This is a genomic window from Fischerella sp. JS2 (assembly GCF_032393985.1).
Classification (GTDB): Bacteria; Cyanobacteriota; Cyanobacteriia; order Cyanobacteriales; family Nostocaceae; genus Fischerella.
The window spans coordinates 4,379,598-4,397,794 of record NZ_CP135918.1; the positions used below are offsets into that span (position 1 = coordinate 4,379,598).

Sequence of the window (18,197 nt, forward strand, 5' to 3'; positions counted from 1 at the left end):
AGTTTTACGCTACCAAGTGACAGTTATTTCACTAGCACAGTACCGATAATCAAGTAGTTGAAATTTTGCTCGACAAGAAAAATTACCGGTTAAGATAAATTACCTATGACAAAATCCATAAGACAGCTAGTGTATCCACCCAAAATATTGTTGTCATTGCATAAGTAATAGTTTTTACATAAAGAATATATTTTTTGACTTATGGAATTCATTTAATATTCATAAAAAAACATTAAAGTCAATATAAAGAAAATATGAAGTTTACTAAAAAGCTACTGACATGGTACGAATGTGGAGTAAGGTAGGATACAGGTGGCTTGATTAAATTATTACCAGGGAAGCAGTAATTTACTGTAAAAGACAAATTGCATCTCCATGTGTTAACTGCCTACCGTTTCCTAAGTGCTTAATAAGTCAAAGTTTAGTCTAAGCTTGAGTTTTGACGTATTGGCAATAGTTTTGCGGTTCTTTGATTTTATCTGTGACACAAGGAGTGACTTATGGTAGGAAGAACTTTTCTACCTACTCAGAAAGTGCTAGAGTTTCCAATTACTGCCTTACGTTTTGATGAACAAATACAGACGATACTGAGGTGGGCGATCGCGCGCGAGAGCAAGACTGTATGTGTAGCCAATGTGCATATGCTCATGGAAGCTCATTGGAATCCAGAGTTTGCTAGCATATTGCAGAATGCAGATTTAGTCACTCCTGATGGAATGCCTTTGGTTTGGATGATGAGGCTTCAAGGAGCGCGATACCAAAACCGTGTAGCGGGAATGGATATTTTATTAGCATCATGTCAGCTAGCTCAAACACTTGGCGTAAGTGTTTTTTTTGTGGGTTCTCAAACAGAAATTTTGTCTCGTATGAGAACAAGGCTAGCGACTGAATTCCCGGACTTGAAGGTTGCTGCAATGGAACCCTTACCGTTTCGTCCCTTAACCAGTAAAGAAGACGAAGCCCTCATAGAAAAGATCAACGCCAGTGGTGCTGGTATTGTCTTTGTCTCCTTAGGATGTCCCAAACAAGAAAAGTGGATGCAGCAACATCAAGGTAAAATCCAGGCAGTAATGATAGGGTTAGGTGGGGTATTTCCCGTATACGCAGGGATTCACAAAAGAGCGCCTCGTATGGTGCGAGATCTAGGTTTTGAATGGTTATATAGATGGGTTCAAGAACCCCGTCGTCTTTGGAATCGCTATGTTACTACAATTCCACCCTTTTTATTGTTAGCTTTTAAGCAAATATTGATGTCCAGTTCATTTAGTACTCCATTTCATATTCGCGAACGTTACTTGGGATGGAGAGTTGAGTAGTTGTGAGTAACTAATATTTTCTATTCTTGTCAGAAAAATTCCTATTCCAAGGGAGGTTGTATGACCAGATCAAAGTTTTACCCTGGATTTACTGTTCAACCTCCACTAGGATGTCCCCGAAAAATCTGTCACTTTTGTCACTATTTATTTCGTGTTGTTGTACTGAATTAATTGGTTAAAATCTGCTTCAGTAGATTTTTTTCGGAAATACTCTAGATACAGATTATAAAATATTTCCTGATATGAGAATTACTGAGAGAAGTAACTGAAGGAGCAAGTTAATACAGTATTTTCTCTGAGATGTTAAGTCGCCTTAGCTGCAAACTAGAAACCTTTGTCCAAGTTGATGTAACACACGGATAAGTAGATGAAGACAAACGAACTAATAATTGAGGCGGGTCGCACTGAAAGACAGTACTGGCAAGATCTGTGGAAATACAGGGAACTTTTCTACTTTCTCGCGTGGCGTGATATTTTGGTGCGTTATAAGCAAACTGTCATTGGCATGGCTTGGGCTTTGATTCGCCCATTTTTAACAATGGTAGTGTTCACTGTTGTGTTTGGAAATTTAGCAAAGTTACCCAGTGAAGGTGATACACCTTACCCAATTTTAGTTTATGCGGCAATGTTACCTTGGCAGTTTTTCTCTGGCGCACTTAGCGAATGCAGCAATAGCTTAATCAACAATGCTAATCTACTTTCTAAAGTCTACTTTCCGCGTTTGATTGTGCCAACTTCTGCGGTGATCGTTAGTTTTGTAGACTTCATGATTTCTGGCATGATCTTGCTGGGGTTAATGGCTTGGTATAACTTTGTGCCTGATTGGCGCATTCTCATACTACCACTATTTATTTTGATTGCCTTTGCAGCATCGATGGGTGCGGGATTATGGCTAGCGGCTTTAACCGTCGAGTATCGGGACTTCCGCTATGTAGTACCTTTTATCGTCCAGTTCGGTTTGTACATTTCTCCAGTAGGTTTTAGTAGCAAGATTGTTCCAGAACAATGGCGCTTGCTTTATTCCCTCAATCCAATGGTCGCAGTCATTGATGGTTTCCGTTGGGCAATATTAGGTGGTGAATCGCAGATATATTTACCTGGCTTTGCACTGTCTCTGGTGATTGTAGTTCTACTTTTGGGGAGCGGTATTTGGTACTTCCGCAAGATGGAACGTACTTTTGCTGATGTGATTTAGATATGTGGTTAAAGTAGGAGTTAGGCAAATGTCAGATACTGTAATCCGGGTAGAAAACTTAAGTAAGAAGTACGTCCTGAGTCACCAGCAAGAAGGGCAAAGCAGATACAAATCTTTGCGGGAAGTTCTTAGTAATGGGGCAAAATCATTAGGTAAAAATTTGCTCAAGCCTTCTGGCAAGGAAGCATATAGTCCCAGTCGTGAAGAGTTTTGGGCTTTAAAGGATGTGTCGTTTGAGATTAAGCAGGGCGATCGCGTTGGTTTTATTGGACGTAACGGGGCAGGTAAGTCAACGCTACTAAAAGTACTCAGCAGAATTACGGAACCAAGCAGTGGATCTATCCGGATCAAAGGGAGAGTTGCCAGTTTATTAGAAGTGGGAACGGGTTTTCATCCAGAACTTACTGGTAGAGAGAATATTTTTCTTAACGGTGCAATTCTGGGGATGAGCAAGGCGGAGATTAAACGCAAGTTCGATGAAATTGTTGCCTTTGCAGAAATTGAAAAGTTCTTGGATACGCCGGTGAAGCGCTACTCTTCGGGGATGTATGTGCGGTTGGCATTTGCAGTGGCAGCACATTTGGAACCCGAGATTTTGATTGTAGATGAAGTATTAGCAGTAGGAGATGCAACGTTTCAAAAGAAGTGTTTGGGCAAAATGGAGGATGTGGGTAAGGAAGGAAGAACGGTTTTATTTGTCAGTCACAATATGCAAGCCATCAGGCGTTTGTGTTCTCAGGCAATTTACCTTGAGCGAGGAGTCACCAAGAACGTCAAAAGTGTTGAAGATGCAATCCAACGCTATTCTGCTCAATCATCTATGTCAACCTTTGATGTTGACCTAGATTCTATACGTAGAAATAGTCAATTTGGAGAGAAAGCTCGTTTACTTCGTCTTCAAGTTGATCGAGATTATAGTTTTAGTTATGGGCAACCCTTGAAATTAACCTTTACTATTCAATGTTTTCACAAAATAGCAGATTTATCAGTTGGTATTGGCTTTGAAACATTAGATGGTAATCGAGTTATGACACTTGATTCAGACCATGATCAACCACCCTTACAGATGCCAATCGGTATTCATGAAATCGATTTTTATTTAGACAGAAATCCACTTAGTCCGGGTCTATATTCAATATCTACAGCTATACTTTCAAATACCTTTCTTTTAGATTTTATTCCCGGTATGTTGACTTGGGAGGTTAGTTCAGGAGCTACTGATTTAGTTGGTGATAGAGGTTATGGTGCCTGTCGGTTGCCAGTTATAGTAACACTTAGAAAACAATTGCAAGAGTCACATATTATATAGTCTTTGATAGCTCGCTTTTTGCAGTGCTATTTTAATAACTTAATGAGCAAATAATAGAAAAAATAAATGTATTAAACTCAAAATTAAATCAAGATAATGATACATAATTCAATCAAAATCCAAATTATTAGTAGGAAGCTCCCAATAAATCAAATTGGTTGTGATGCATATGTGCTTGATTTTCTTAGCTATTTACGGCAATTCGGCTGTGAGGTTGAGTACGTATCGCTTGATCCATCACCTAATACCAAATTTCCTTGGTGCGTGATTCCGCCTACATTGAATGCCCTTGCTAACATACAAGTTCGCAATAACTTGCGCGTTGATTCTGTACTATTTAGATTTAAGCCATTATCAAATTGGCTTACTATATTACTTCGTCTGATTTATTATCTGTTGCCTCAGCATCTACGAACTGTTTATCTTTCCCATATCACCCAACAGCTAAAAAATATTGCGTATCTAAAGTTAACAACAAAAAAAAGGCATGAAAAACAGGTTACTACAAATACCTCTGTTCAAGATCTAAGAGCAATTCTAGCAACACCAGAAGAAATAGCTTTTGCTAAAACTCTATTTCATAAGTTCAAACCAGATATTGTGATTGTTAATTATGCCTATTTAGCGAATATTTTAGATGCTCTTCCTAACAATGGAACTGTTTTAAAAGTTATTCTTACTCATGATGTATGTCATCAAAGAACTGCTCATCTCAGAAAAATAGGTGCTGGCTCATATGAAACTGACTGGACTTGGGAGAACGAAAGCAAAATGCTCTGCAAAGCACAGGTTCTGTTAGCTATTCAGCAAGAGGATGCTAAGGTCTTTAAGGAAATGGCACCTAAGTGTGAAGTGATTTGCATGCCCATATCTGCCGTGTGTCATTCTCATACTGTTAAGCCAGTACCTGGTCGTTGCTTGTTCGTCGGTAGTGGCACAAATCATAACTACTACGGTTTACAGTGGTTTCTAGATAATGTTTGGTCAAGACTTATAATACAGCAAAGTCCAGGCTGTAGCCTCCACGTATGCGGTAGTGTTTGTGATTGGATTAAAGGAGACTTTCCGAATGTTCATTTTCTAGGCAGAGTTGATGATTTGCAACCTGAATATAGCGCAGCTCAAGTTTGTTTGATTCCTTTGTTGGCAGGTAGTGGGCTTAAAATCAAGCTTGTGGAGGCTATGTCCTACGGTCGTGCTTGTGTTTCAACCAGTGTAGGCGTTCAAGGACTGTGCGAGATTGTAGGTAGTGCTGTGCTTGTAGCGGACACTGCTGAAGATTTTGCAGCAGCAATTTATACACTCCTAAATAATTCAGAAAAGCGCCAATGGATGGAAGCGCAAGCTCATAAGTATGTGACAGAGAAACTTTCCCCTAAAGCAGTATATCAACCATTTGTTGACCGAATTGAGCAGCACTTACAGCGACTAGCGAACAGACTATAGATGTATCCATCTACTATTTATCTTATAAACTATGACAAAAATTTAAAGGCAGACAAGGCGCTTTCAACTTAACTTTATATTAGGAGTGTAATGATGAAGATTCACAGTATATGCTTGGTTAAAAATGAATCTGATATTATTGCTCAGACATTAAAATCTGCTGTAAGGTGGTCTGACTTTATCTATGTTTATGACAACGGTAGCACCGACGGAACCTGGGAAAAGGTTATAGAACTGGCTAAAGACTATAAACAAATAATTCCTTATAAGCAGGACAATCAGCCATTCGCAGACAGTCTTCGCAGTGAACCTTTTAACTATTATCGAGCAAAAAGTGTTCAAGGAGATTGGTGGTGTAAGTTAGACGCTGATGAAATATATATTGACAATCCACGAGTATTTTTATCGAAGATCCCAAAAAAATACGAAGTTGTTTGGGCTGCGAGTTTTGAATATTATTTTACAGATAAAGATTTAGCTCTGTATGAGCAGAATCCGTCCTTATATGCAGATGATGTACCCGTGGAAGAGAAATGCCGCTATTACATAAATAACTGGTCTGAACCACGGTTTTTTAGATATAAAGAAAGCTTAGTGTGGGAAAAAAGTCTAGCAAAAAATGAAGCACCAATGCCATCTGGAAGCGGTGAATCTTATAACAAAAGGATAAGGCTAAAACACTTTCAATATCGTTCACCGCAACAAATACAAAAAAGAATAGATACTCGAATTGAGGCAATGAAAAATGGATCTTTCCTTCATGAAAAGCAGAAAAATTGGAAAGGAAAGATAGAGAATTGTATAGATATTGATGTTAAAAATTTTTCCTATGATAAAGATTATATTCCGCAATCTTGGAAAGAAAGAGTAGTCGAAGCATCTAAATTCTTGTATGATGCTCATGATGGAAAATATGTCATAAATGAAGAGGCAATCCCAAAAATTCCAACTAGTCCATCAATTCTGTCTAAATCAATAAACCGAATCTTAAGAATACCCAATCAAGTAAAAAAAATTGTGCTGTCCTTCTAATTATTAAATGCTATGAAGTCAAAACTCTCCCAAAAAATAGAATACCCTCAAATTACTCCTGTACCCGAAGGAGTTCATAGACCTTTCTGGTCAGTAATGATTCCCACTTACAATTGCGCTAATTACCTTGCCCAAACTCTTGAGAGTGTTCTGTCCCAAGACCCTGGCCCAGAACACATGCAGATTGAGATTGTGGATGATTGCTCAACAAAAGATGACCCAGAAGCAGTAGTTAGAGAAATTGGTAAAGGACGAGTATCTTTCTATCGTCAACCTCAAAATGTAGGCGCAATTCGTAACTTTAATACGTGTGTTCAGCGTAGTGTAGGTCAGTTTGTCCATATCCTTCATGGTGATGATTTTGTTGCACCGGGTTTTTACTCGTCCTACGCAGAGGTTTTGCAGTTACACCCAGACGCAACCTTAATAATTAGCCCTTCTATTTCTATTGATGAAAATAATCGTCACATCCATATTGAGTCGCCATTGGCAAATAAAAATGGAGTCATAATAGACTTTCCAAAAATACAAGCTGTTAAAAATACAATTCATACACCCACTGCGGTTGTACCTCGCAGAGTTTACGAGGAAATTGGTGGTTATTATTTGCCACTTAGCCATACTGCTGATTGGGAAATGTTTTTTAGAGCAGGTCTTTATGGTAAGGCGGTTACTTTAGATAGGCAGGTTGCTTATTATCGTGTTCATTCAGGAAGTGATACAAGCCGTTTAGCACTTACAGGTAAAAATATTTGGGAAGCCAAATATACAGTTGATATGTGTATATATCAATTACCTGAGAAAGTTCGCGCAGAAATTTTTAAAAACAAATATTCTCATATTGCAGGTTTAGCTCATTACTTCTACTCAGAGTTAGCCAAGAAAGAAATATGGAAAAGTAGTTTAATTCATGCTGGCTGGAATCTTAAATTATCTCCTAGTAAAAATGCCCTTAAAGTTTATTTAACTGCTGCGGCTAGGTATATATTATATGGAACTTTTAATTTTGACAAACAATTACTCAAACTTAAAAAAGATATACCTACTGCGAGCTAGATAAGTTTAATTTAAATATAGTAACAACTATTCCTAATATATGAAAGTAGCTATTATTAGCAAATCTGATAGAAAAGGAGGTGGGGCAAGCAGAGTTGCTGAGGATCTCGCAATTTGGTTAAACGATGTGGGGCATCCAACCGATCATTTTATTGCCTTTAATTTCCAAGAACCTCTTTCATTCCAATACCGTCTTTACGGAGAAGGTCTTAAATTCAAATTATGTAAAACTATTCATAAAAAAACGAATGGATATGGTTTTCGAGAGTTACTGCCTGTTGAGTACTGGTTTAACCTCAACACAATTGTTGATGATTACGATATAGTCCATTTTCATGATTTATATACTGCTATATCTCCAGTTACTTTAGCTCTAGCTTCTCGACGTAAACCGACATTTTTTACGGTACATGATTGTTCTGCATTTACTGGCGGTTGTCTATACCCAATGGGGTGTGAAAAATTTATTAGCTACTGTCACAATTGCCCCCAATTACCTCAAGATGGATGGAAGAATCAACTGTGCGATCGCACACGAGAAGTTCAAGCAATCAAAAGATGGGTTGCGGGAAAATTTAATATTCGCTATATCTTTCCCAGCCACTGGATGCTTCAGGAGGCTCAAAAAGCTCTCAAGTTTCAATCTTTACCTGTGGTCATCCCTAATGGTCTGGATTTAAGTTTTTTCCCGATAGTGAAAAAAGTAGAAGCAAAAATTAGTTTAGGCATTCCAGAAAATCGCCGAGTAGTTGCAATTTCTGCCCATGTTCTTGATGATCCTCGTAAAGGTGTGAAGTATGCGATCGCAGCACTTCAAAGTATAGGTGATTTATCTCCATTTGTAATAGTTGTCGGACTTTGTAACGATGAGTTAAAGCACTCACTTAAGGGACTTGAATACAAAGAGATGGGTTATATTTCCGACCCTCACTTATTAGCAAAAGTCTACTCAGCAGCAGACGTTATGCTTTTTTGTACCCTTGCTGATAACCTACCACTTACTGTTCTAGAAGCAATGGCTGCATCTACTCCAGTTGTTGGTTTTTCTACAGGAGGTGTACCAGAGATCATCCAAAATGGACACAACGGTATTTTGGTTGAACCTACTAATCAGCAAGCCCTAAATCAAGCCTTACGCCAAGTATTATTGGCTTCTGATTTAGAAGCAATTGGTCAGCAAGCAAGAAGGGATGTTGAAAATAAATTTTCAAGAACTGTTTTTCTGGAAAAGCATCTGCAACTTTATCAGAATTTTGAGCATTTTTTTGTCGAAAATTGACCAACAGTTCTTCATCTTAAAAGAACCTGCAATAAATCTATAAGTCAAGCCTTGTATTTTTTGTTGAATCCTTTAGCAGCATTGGTGAGACTCCCATGAAAAAGATTGTTTACTCCTTTGACGTGTTTGATACATCCATAACCCGGATTTGGGCAAAACCAACTGATCTATTCTGGGAATTAGGTGATCAACTCCGACAAGAAAATTTAATTCAAATTTCACCTGAATCTTGGTCTCACCTGAGAATGGAGGCTGAAAGAATTGTCAGAGAAACAGGGCCTGTTTATGAAGTCAAACTAGACGAAATATATGAACACATCGCTCGTTCCTTAAACTGGTCAACCGATGAAGTCGAAAGAGCAAAACAAAAAGAAATAGAAATTGAGCTATTGAGTTTGCGTCCAGTACCTACCATCCAAAAGCGCATTCAGTCGCTCTATCAAGCAAATGAACGAGTAATTTATATTTCGGATATGTATCTGCCGGAAGAAGTTATTCGGAATTTCTTAAAAGAAAACAAAGTGTGGACTCCAGGCAGTACTTTATACGTTTCATCGGAAACAAGAATTAATAAAGGAAGTGGTGAGTTATTTAAATACTGTTTAGCACAAGAAGCAGTCAAGCGATCGCAACTGAAACATGTCGGAGATAACCGAGATGCAGATGTAAAAGTTCCAAAAAAACTTGGTATTCCAGTTGAATTTTTTACTCAGACTCATCTTAATCGTTATGAACAAAAAATTGCTGAAGCAACTCAATTTCCTTTAAAGTTTAGATCCCTACTTGCTGGTGCAAGTAGGCTGACTCGTTTGCAGTCTCAAGAAACAAGTCCTCATAAAAAAGTTATTTGGGAGACGACAGCAAGTGCGATCGCTCCAATGTTGTTCGGTTTCGTTTACTGGTGCTTAGTCGAAGCGCAAAAAAAAGGAATTCAAAGACTATACTTTGTCGCTAGAGATGGGCAGATCTTACATAAAATTGCTCAGGTGATCTGTCAAAATTGGGGATTTGCCATCGATTGCCGCTACTTATATGGTTCGCGTCAAGCATGGCATATGCCTGCTACTCAAGGTATTAGTGAATCTGAATTTGATTGGATTTTGCTTCAGACTGAGGTTCTCACTCAGTTTACATCAATTCGTTCTATCTGTGATCGGGTTCACATATTACCAGAACAAATTCAAGATGTACTCAGCCGCTATGGTTTTCCAGCCAAAAAATGGGATCTCAACCTTCAGCAGCACGAACGTAAATTATTGAAGCAGATTTTTACTGAGAAAGAAGTTACTGAACTGATAATCGCCAATGCTGCTCACTATCGCGAGAAAGCTATTGGCTATTTTCATCAAGAAGGTATAGGTGATGGAGTTCCTTTTGCTTTAGTAGATGTTGGCTGGAGTGGAAAAACACAATCATCTTTTAGTAATTTATTGAACATCGCTGGTATTTATCCTGAATCTGGCGTTTATGGTTTTTACTTTGCATTAGAAAACCGGGTTAAACCATTTAAGGATGATAAATTGTTTGCTTATTTTTATGATGTAGAGGAAAAACGTAGCGATCGCTATTTTCTCTGCAAGTATAGATGCTTGTTTGAACTTTTCATGGCAGCAGATCACGGTAGCACTAAGTGCTACGATTCACATGATAACAAGTATATCCCAGTTCTTCGTCGGCAAAAAAACGAAGAAGCAATTGCTTGGGGGTTACACGTATTACAAAATGCTGCGGTTGAATTTGCAAAGCAATTTACTACCAATCTGAGCGCGCAAGAATGTACAACTAATCTTTTAGTTGAGGCGACTGAAATTTTATCACGAGAATTTGTTTTACATCCTTCATATCAGGAAGCAAAAGTATTTGGATCTTTCCTTATATCTGGGGATATAACTGAAAATTCTTTCTATGAACTAGCACCAATTTACAGTTTAGTTGATTGGTGGCGACTGCTGGTTTCTAGCAAGCATCCGCATGTAGATGCTTGGTTTCCTGCCTCAGTTGCCAGAGCTAACCCGATTATGGGAAGTGTCCTTGGAGTAAAGATTGTGAACAAAATTCGTCAAATTAGGAGGAAATTTATCAAGCCGAAGCTCACTAATTCAACAGAACAAATCAGTCAACCTACTTAAACTCAGCTTTGACTATCGTTTTCTCTAGACATCAATCTACCCCACCTTAGTTCTTAAGAGCATACAGCATGTACATCAATACAGAGCTGAAACAACAAGGAAATAATTTGAGGTTAGAAACTATTGCACTGAAAGTTTATTCAGAAGCAAAAAATTGCCAGGGCAATAGTTTAGCACTACTTGCATTGCTACGGTTGCTAGAGGGTTTACATCGAGAAATTCGAGATAGTCTATTTCTGGAATCTTTACCAAGCAACCGTCAGGCTCTTTACACCCTTTTGAAAAATATTGAGGAGGAAGGTGGTTGGCCATACATTCATCGTCTGAAATTGCAATCTCTACTAGAAAATTTAGCAGAAAACACTTTTACTGAGTTAGAAATTGAAAAAAATACACAATCTTTAGTTGAGTGTGAAAGTTCACAACCTCTTAGTCTCAAGCAAGGAGAAATTCTGTGAAATTTGATTGGTTAATAATAGGGGCTGGATATTCTGCCTGTGTGCTGGCTGAGAGAATTGCCACTCAACTTGCACAAAGAGTGTTGATTGTCGAACGACGAGATCACATTGGTGGTAATGCCTATGATTACTACAATGAACATGGCATTTTAGTACATAAATACGGCCCCCATATTTTTCACACCAAATCTAAAAAAGTTTGGGATTATCTGTCTCAATTTACAGAGTGGAGACATTATTATCACCATGTGCTTGGAGTGTTAGAAGGTAAAAAAGTCCCTATCCCTTTTAATCTAAACTCCCTCTATGCTCTTTTCCCACCAAAATATGCAGAAAAGTTGGAAAACTTGCTTCTAGAAAACTTTGGTTTTGGAGTCAAAGTACCCATTCTCAAACTACGTGAAAGCGCTAGTGGAGACCTGACTTTCTTAGCTAACTACATCTATGAAAATGTCTTCCTTCGCTACACAATGAAGCAGTGGGGAGTCAAACCAGAAGAACTTGATCGGGGAGTTACAGGACGTGTTCCAGTCTATATCAGTCGGGATAATCGTTATTTTCAAGACCCCTATCAAGCTATGCCCAAGCTTGGCTACACTGAGATGTTTCGCCGAATGTTAGCTCATCCCAACATCAAGGTACTTCTCAACACAGATTACCGCGAAATTATCAACGACGTTCAATTCAATCGGATAATCTGCACTGGTCCAATTGATACATTCTTTGATTATATGTATGGTGAATTGCCATACCGTAGCATACATTTCGAGTTTCAGACATTAGACCAGGAGTGGTATCAAGAAGTTGGAACAGTCAATTACCCCAACGACTACGATATCACCCGCATTACCGAACAGAAATATTTGTCAGGACAAACCTCACCTAAAACTACCTTGGTGATGGAATATCCTCAAGCTTATATACCTGGAAAAAATGACCCTTATTATCCTATTCTTAACGAAGAAAATCGTGAGCGCCTCGACCTTTACCTTAAAGAAGTAGAGAAATTAAACGGAACAGTAATTTTTGCAGGAAGGCTTGCAGATTATAAGTACTACGATATGGATCAAGCGGTGGTACGAGCGCTAGGTATTTTTGAAAAAGAGATAGCTAATTCAATGTAAAAATAATAAATAATATTCAGATATAGCAAGGTAATAGCCTTCTATTGTCTGAATGAATGTCTGAAAGTCAAAACTTTATTGTATATAAGTGCTACATCTACCAAAAAAAAGAAATCAAGTAAAAACTCAACAGTAGTAACCAGATGAATGTAATAAGCAGAATTCGATTTCCTAGTACACTAGAAACCTCTAGCTTGTACATTAAATGTAATGAGAATGCATCCTTAAATTTAAATCCACAAAATGTAGAGGTTGTTCTCAAAAAAAATGGTGTTTTGTCCTTTAACACTTACTTTAATTCGTTTTATGAAAAGTTCTATACTAAATATACTAATCTTTCCTCGTTGTATTACTTGTTAAAACTTGAGGGTGATTTTCAAGTATCTCTTTATAGAGAGCATTATCAAAAAGATGGTAGAGAAATAATCTACATTAAAAACTTTAATAGATGTCAACCATCAGAACCTGTACAAATATCACTACCAGATTCTTGGCACAGTGAAGATGCAGGCAGAAGTTATCTAGAATTAACATGCTTAAGTGAGCATGGTTTATTCTTAGGAGGATTGATTGCAACTGAACAACCTAAAATAAGGGAAGTCTCTTTGGGTATTGTTACTTGCACTTTCAAGAAGGAAGCTTATGTAAAAAACACAGTAAACTCCATTTTAAAAGATGAGTTTTTGCAAGACAATAATTTGAAAATATTTGTTGTTGATAATGGGAAAACACTAAAAAAGGATGAATTAGATCATCCAAGAGTTGAATTAATTCCTAATAGGAATGTAGGTGGTTCTGGTGGATTTACTCGAGGATTAATCGCAGCTCTTCAGGATAATGCTCATACACACTTTCTGTTCATGGATGATGATATTGAGATAGATAGCGAATCTATTTACAGATTATTTGCTTTATATGAGTATACACATCATGAATTTGCCGTGGCTAGCAGTATGTTAGATCTTTATAAAAAGCATATAGTTCATGAAGCAGGAGCACTTTATAGTAAGTACCGAGATGATCAGGGCAAATACCACTTCAATCCATTTACAATTGCCTCTTTGAAGCACAACTTAAACCTAGAAAATTCTAATTCTATAAATAGTTTACTATTAGATGAAAAACCTGATTATGGAGGATTTTGGTTTTTTGCATTTTCTAAAAATATTCTTGAAGAAATAGGTTTAATAATGCCTTTTTTCATTAAAGGAGACGATATTGAATTTTGTCTTAGAATTAAAGACAATTTGGGTTTAGTAGTTTTTCCGGGAATAGCCGTTTGGCATGAACCCTTTTATTCAAAAAATCCATTTTGGGATGCATATTATGGAACCAGAAACAATTTAGTTACACATTCTATTCATGGTTCATTGAAGTATACAGATGTTATTAAGTTCGTAACTAAAGGTTTACTACAGTGTATATTCTTCTTTGACTATAATACTGCCAGAATGTTAATAGAAGGCTTTGAAGATTACATGAAAGGACCATCGTTTATAGAAAACATCGATCCAGAGGAACTCCATAATAGTATCGTTTCACTTAGCAAAAGCTACAAAAGTCAAAGTATAAAACCTTATCATCATAATCATTTTAATAATCATCAATTATCGCAAAAATCAGGTAATTCAATTTTAAATAAATTAATCAAGGCCTTCACTCTCAATGGTCATCTGCTTCCAGATTTCTTCTTGAGTAAGGATGATGCATTATTGAAGATGGGACTTGGCTATGGTGAGTCATGGACTAAGGCGTTTACGAAAAAGCGAATTGTAATTTATAGAGATGGAAATAGTTCTATGTATGAACACGAGATGAATCGGCAAGTAGTTTTTGAACTTCTAATAAGATGGTTCAAAGTCGTTATAAAGAGTGCTACTAGATGGTCATCTGTAAAAGCAGAATGGAGAAACGCCTTTAATCATCTCACCTCTGTTAATTTCTGGAATAAATATCTCAAGCTTAATGAACAAGTAGAACAATCTGTACACAGGTAAATGGTAAATATAACTGCAAGGATAAACTCATGCAAGAACTGCAAACTGAGACACTGCAACCAATTCAAATGTCCCGGCTTCCTGACAGCCCACTAGTTTCTGTATTAGTTGCCAACTACAACTATGACAGATACATCAGTGAGACTTTAGAAAGTGTCCTTAGTCAGTCATATCAAAACTTTGAAATCATTGTTTGTGATGATGGTTCCACTGATAACTCCTGTGACGTCATTGCCAACTACGTTCGTAAGGACTCTAGGATTAAACTAATCAGCAAACAAAATGGCGGTGTTGCTAGCGCTTTAAATGCAGCCTACCAGAAGAGTCAAGGTCAAATCATTTGCTTACTAGATGCAGATGATGTCTGGATGGATAGGAAGTTAGAAAAGGTTGTGGAGGCTTTTAAGTCCGATCCTCAATATGGCTTTGTCATTCACAATGTCATGCAAATTGATGGGCAAGGAAACTTTCTCAGACCGACTCCTATGTTTAAGCATTTATCTTCGGGGTGGGTTGCACTTCATGCTTTAGAAAATGGTGGTTTTCCGCAAGATGTACCTCCAGCATCTGCATTAAGTGTGCGGCGAGAAGTCGCTGAATTTATTTTTCCTCTCAATGAAACGTTTCGGCGTAATGCAGATAGTTTAGTCTCCTTTTTAGCACCATTTATTACTGTAATTAAATCTATCCCAGAAGCGTTAAGTCAATTTCGCTTTCATGGAGGAAATACAACCAGTCAGGTAAATTTGACAGTAGATACTCTAGAAAGGGGGCAAAGTGTTGGTGAAGCAATTCACAAAGAACAAAAACAGTTTTTAAGACGTATTTATGGTGAGGTAGTTGCCCAAAGACTAACAAATTTGAGCTGCAACTTACTATGCTGCCACGATCGCTACTTGATTGCCCGTCTCAAAGGTCTACCAAAGGCACAGACAAAAGAACTTCATCGTCAGCTGGTGAATCATCCACAATTTTATACCTGTAATAGCACTCCCCATCAAAAGTGGTTTTTGCAGTGGGGTGAGTATATACCAGATCCTCTTTTTCCCCTTATATTCAAATTTGTTTACGGTTCTGGTAGACTTAAACGTTGGGCAAGGAACCTGCTGGCGCGAAGACTCACAACACAATACACACAAGGGCAGTTGTTGATGCAAACAAAATAACAAACTCTAGCTAGCATTTACTTTGTGTAATGCGAAATACTACAAACGAAACTTTGACATCTTGACAGAAGAAAGTAAATACCAGCCAACCTTTTTATATATTTAGTTAGCTAAATGCGATCGCCACAAGCGCAATTTAGCTCAAAGCAGTCGCTCAAGAGGATAAAAGATGACAACATCTTATAAGCTAACAGAGCCACAGTTGCAGCACAAAGCACTCAATAGCCGTCGGATAATGCTGTTTGATATGTCTTGTGGTGGTCATCATGGTGCTTTCATCCAACATTTGATTCGCTACTGGGGTGAACATGACTTACCAGGATACATGGATATTGTAGTTATGCCCCAGTTTATAAAGCAACATCAAGACGTAGTGGATTTAGCTGCAACTTATAGAAGCGATCGCCTGCGTTTTGTCCCGATTACTACCGAAGAAGAGGCTGAACTGGCTCCCTGCTCTACCTTTGCGCGACGTAAAATGCGTGCTTTGCGTGAGTGGAGTTTAATGAGTCGGTATGCCAAAAAACTAGGTACTACAGAATGCTTGTTAATGTATTTTGATACCTTTCAGTTATCAGTCGTGTTAGGTCGCAAGCTCCCTTGTACTTTTTCTGGTATCTACTTCCGACCAAGATTTCACTATGGAGATTTTCAAGCAATTACTCTTTCGCAAAAAGAGCGCATCCGCCATTTGCAAGAACGTGTTCACATTTCTTTAGCTCTGCGCCATCCCCAATTTAAAACTCTATTTAGCCTAGATCAGTTTTCAGTCAAGCTCCTCAACCAATCTAGTAGCAACACTCAAGTAGTCTATTTACCCGATCCAGTACAAACTTATCCCGATAGTAAATTTCAGGCTAATTCTCTCAAAGCGAATTTAGGAATTGAACCAGGTCGCCTGGTATTTCTGATGTTTGGCATTATAGATGAGCGCAAAGGCATTCATCAAATTCTAGATGCAATTGCTATGCTACCGCCACATCTGTGCCAGAAACTTTGTTTGCTGCTAGTTGGTTGTATCAGTAGCGCCGACAAACCAAAGGTAAAAGCTCAAATCATTAAACTCTCTCAGCTTCAATCAGTACAAGTCATCACTCGCGATCGGTTTGTGATGGAGAGGGAAATTCAGTCTTATTTCCGTATATCAGATGTTGTATTGACTACCCATCAACGTCATGTAGGGACAAGCAATACTCTGATTCGGGCTGCTGCTGCTCAAAAACCTGTTTTATGTAGTGATTACGGACTGATGGGTGAGTGGACACGCCACTACAAATTAGGTCTAAGTGTAAATTCGACAGTAGTAAGTGAAATTGCCCAAGGTTTAACTCGGTTTTTGCAGGAGTTGCCAGAAAAATTTTTCGATTCGATTAGTGCTAGAAAGTTTGCCCGACAACACTCTGCTGAAAAGTATGCCGAAACAATTTTCAGCTATATGTAGCCGTAGTATTGTATAAAACAACAAATTCATGGCGAACTCACACCTACGCGTACTTTTTATCAGTCACACCTATGTAGTAGGAGTGAATCAGGGAAAATTAAATGCGATCGCAGAAACTGGCAAAGTAGAAGTAGGCTTGCTAACTCCTAGTAACTGGAAAGCTCTGGAGTGGAATCGCCTGTTTGAAGTAGAAACACCCTACCCCACAATTAAAGTTTATACAGCGCCTGTGTTGTTTACAGGTAGAGGTGGCGCTTACATCTATGCACCTTGGAAAATCTGGCAAGTAGTCAATGACTTTAAACCTGATTTGGTGCAGGTTGAGGAAGAAGTATTCTCTGTTTGTGCCTTAGAACTTGCAGTTTGGAGTCGACTCACAGGTAAGCCACTAGTGGTATTTGGTTGGGAGAACATGAATAGAATCTTACCAATGCCACGTAGTTGGGTACGTAAATTTGTCTTGAACACAGCACAACTCATGCTTCCTGGTAATCAAGACGGAGCTGATTTACTCCAGCACTGGGGTTACACCGGATTGATGGAGGTCATGCCACAAATGGGAGTAGATACTCATTTATTCAGTCCGCGATTATCCCAGGAACGCAAAAATGAAGAGTTTCGCATCGGTTTTCTAGGAAGATTAGTACCAGAAAAAGGTATTGACACTATACTGGCAGCCGCTCGCTTACTTCGAGAACGCGGACTTAACTGTCAGGTTGTTCTTTGTGGTTCAGGTTCCCATGAAGAAGCGCTGCGACAAGAGGCTCACCAGCAGCAAATAGCTGATTCAGTAATCTGGCGGGGGTCAGTACGTCACAACCAAGCGCCTGAGGAAATTAGCAACTTTGATGTATTGGTTCTGCCCTCACGTACCACAGATACTTGGAAAGAGCAATTTGGTCATGTACTGATAGAAGCAATGGCAATGGGAGTTCCGGTAGTTGGCTCTAACAGTGGAGAAATTCCTAACGTTATAGGGCGTACTGATTTAGTTTTTCCAGAAGCAGATGCACTAGCTTTAGCAGCTATCCTAGAGCGAATGATCACTGAACCAAGCTGGAGGCAAGAGTTAGGATGCTACTGCATCACCAGAGTAGCTCAAAATTATACCCACGAACGAATTGCCGAACGCTTAATCAACCTTTGGAACATAGTTCTGAATCAGAAAACAGAAGAGTATGCCTTGAGCGTAGATAGCTAATTATGATCAACCGTTCAGCTCAACTTTTAGTCAAGCTCTGTAATGCAC

The 18,197-nt window shown here is 38.4% G+C and carries 14 protein-coding genes; all 14 read left to right on the top strand.

Annotated elements, in window-relative coordinates; genetic code table 11:
- Positions 1-500: 500 nt before the first annotated feature.
- The 14 genes from RS893_RS18540 to RS893_RS18605 all read left to right on the top strand — a co-directional run bounded on the left by RS893_RS18540 (position 501) and on the right by RS893_RS18605 (position 18,149).
- Positions 501-1,316, top strand: coding sequence for a WecB/TagA/CpsF family glycosyltransferase (locus tag RS893_RS18540; protein ID WP_315786666.1), 816 nt, complete (start codon positions 501-503; stop codon positions 1,314-1,316).
- Between the two features lie 367 nt (positions 1,317-1,683).
- A complete protein-coding gene (locus RS893_RS18545) occupies positions 1,684-2,511 on the top strand; it encodes an ABC transporter permease (RefSeq protein WP_315786669.1) in 828 nt (275 codons plus the stop codon).
- A 28-nt stretch (positions 2,512-2,539) separates the two neighbouring features.
- The gene (locus RS893_RS18550; RefSeq protein WP_315786672.1) at positions 2,540-3,820 is read left to right on the top strand and encodes an ABC transporter ATP-binding protein; all 1,281 of its coding nucleotides are present in this window, start codon (positions 2,540-2,542) and stop codon (positions 3,818-3,820) included.
- A 171-nt stretch (positions 3,821-3,991) separates the two neighbouring features.
- Positions 3,992-5,266: a glycosyltransferase gene (locus RS893_RS18555; protein WP_315786675.1), complete on the top strand. Its 1,275-nt coding sequence runs from the start codon at positions 3,992-3,994 to the stop codon at positions 5,264-5,266.
- 114 nt (positions 5,267-5,380) lie between these two features.
- Positions 5,381-6,298 carry a glycosyltransferase family 2 protein gene (locus tag RS893_RS18560; RefSeq protein ID WP_315786679.1) on the top strand — a complete coding sequence of 306 codons (918 nt, stop codon included), beginning with the start codon at positions 5,381-5,383 and terminating at the stop codon, positions 6,296-6,298.
- A 96-nt stretch (positions 6,299-6,394) separates the two neighbouring features.
- Complete coding sequence (locus tag RS893_RS18565; RefSeq protein WP_315792022.1) at positions 6,395-7,354, top strand: glycosyltransferase; 960 nt, start codon at positions 6,395-6,397, stop codon at positions 7,352-7,354.
- Positions 7,355-7,394: 40 nt separating this feature from the next.
- Complete coding sequence (locus RS893_RS18570) at positions 7,395-8,633, top strand: glycosyltransferase (RefSeq protein ID WP_315786682.1); 1,239 nt, start codon at positions 7,395-7,397, stop codon at positions 8,631-8,633.
- 95 nt (positions 8,634-8,728) lie between these two features.
- Positions 8,729-10,762, top strand: a complete 2,034-nt coding sequence (locus tag RS893_RS18575; RefSeq protein WP_315786683.1) for a hypothetical protein — start codon at positions 8,729-8,731, stop codon at positions 10,760-10,762.
- Positions 10,763-10,830: 68 nt separating this feature from the next.
- Positions 10,831-11,220, top strand: coding sequence for a hypothetical protein (locus RS893_RS18580; RefSeq protein ID WP_315786686.1), 390 nt, complete (start codon positions 10,831-10,833; stop codon positions 11,218-11,220).
- On the top strand, positions 11,217-12,344 hold the full coding sequence (gene glf, locus RS893_RS18585) for a UDP-galactopyranose mutase (RefSeq protein ID WP_315786688.1): 1,128 nt from the start codon (positions 11,217-11,219) through the stop codon (positions 12,342-12,344). Before RS893_RS18580 ends, glf begins: the two co-directional genes overlap by 4 nt.
- Before the next feature lie 143 nt (positions 12,345-12,487).
- Positions 12,488-14,341 carry a glycosyltransferase family 2 protein gene (locus RS893_RS18590; RefSeq protein WP_315786691.1) on the top strand — a complete coding sequence of 618 codons (1,854 nt, stop codon included), beginning with the start codon at positions 12,488-12,490 and terminating at the stop codon, positions 14,339-14,341.
- A gap of 29 nt (positions 14,342-14,370) precedes the next feature.
- A complete protein-coding gene (locus tag RS893_RS18595) occupies positions 14,371-15,507 on the top strand; it encodes a glycosyltransferase family 2 protein (protein WP_315786694.1) in 1,137 nt (378 codons plus the stop codon).
- A gap of 169 nt (positions 15,508-15,676) precedes the next feature.
- On the top strand, positions 15,677-16,948 hold the full coding sequence (locus RS893_RS18600) for a glycosyltransferase (protein ID WP_315786697.1): 1,272 nt from the start codon (positions 15,677-15,679) through the stop codon (positions 16,946-16,948).
- A 28-nt stretch (positions 16,949-16,976) separates the two neighbouring features.
- Positions 16,977-18,149 carry a glycosyltransferase gene (locus RS893_RS18605; RefSeq protein ID WP_315786701.1) on the top strand — a complete coding sequence of 391 codons (1,173 nt, stop codon included), beginning with the start codon at positions 16,977-16,979 and terminating at the stop codon, positions 18,147-18,149.
- Positions 18,150-18,197 lie beyond the last annotated feature (48 nt).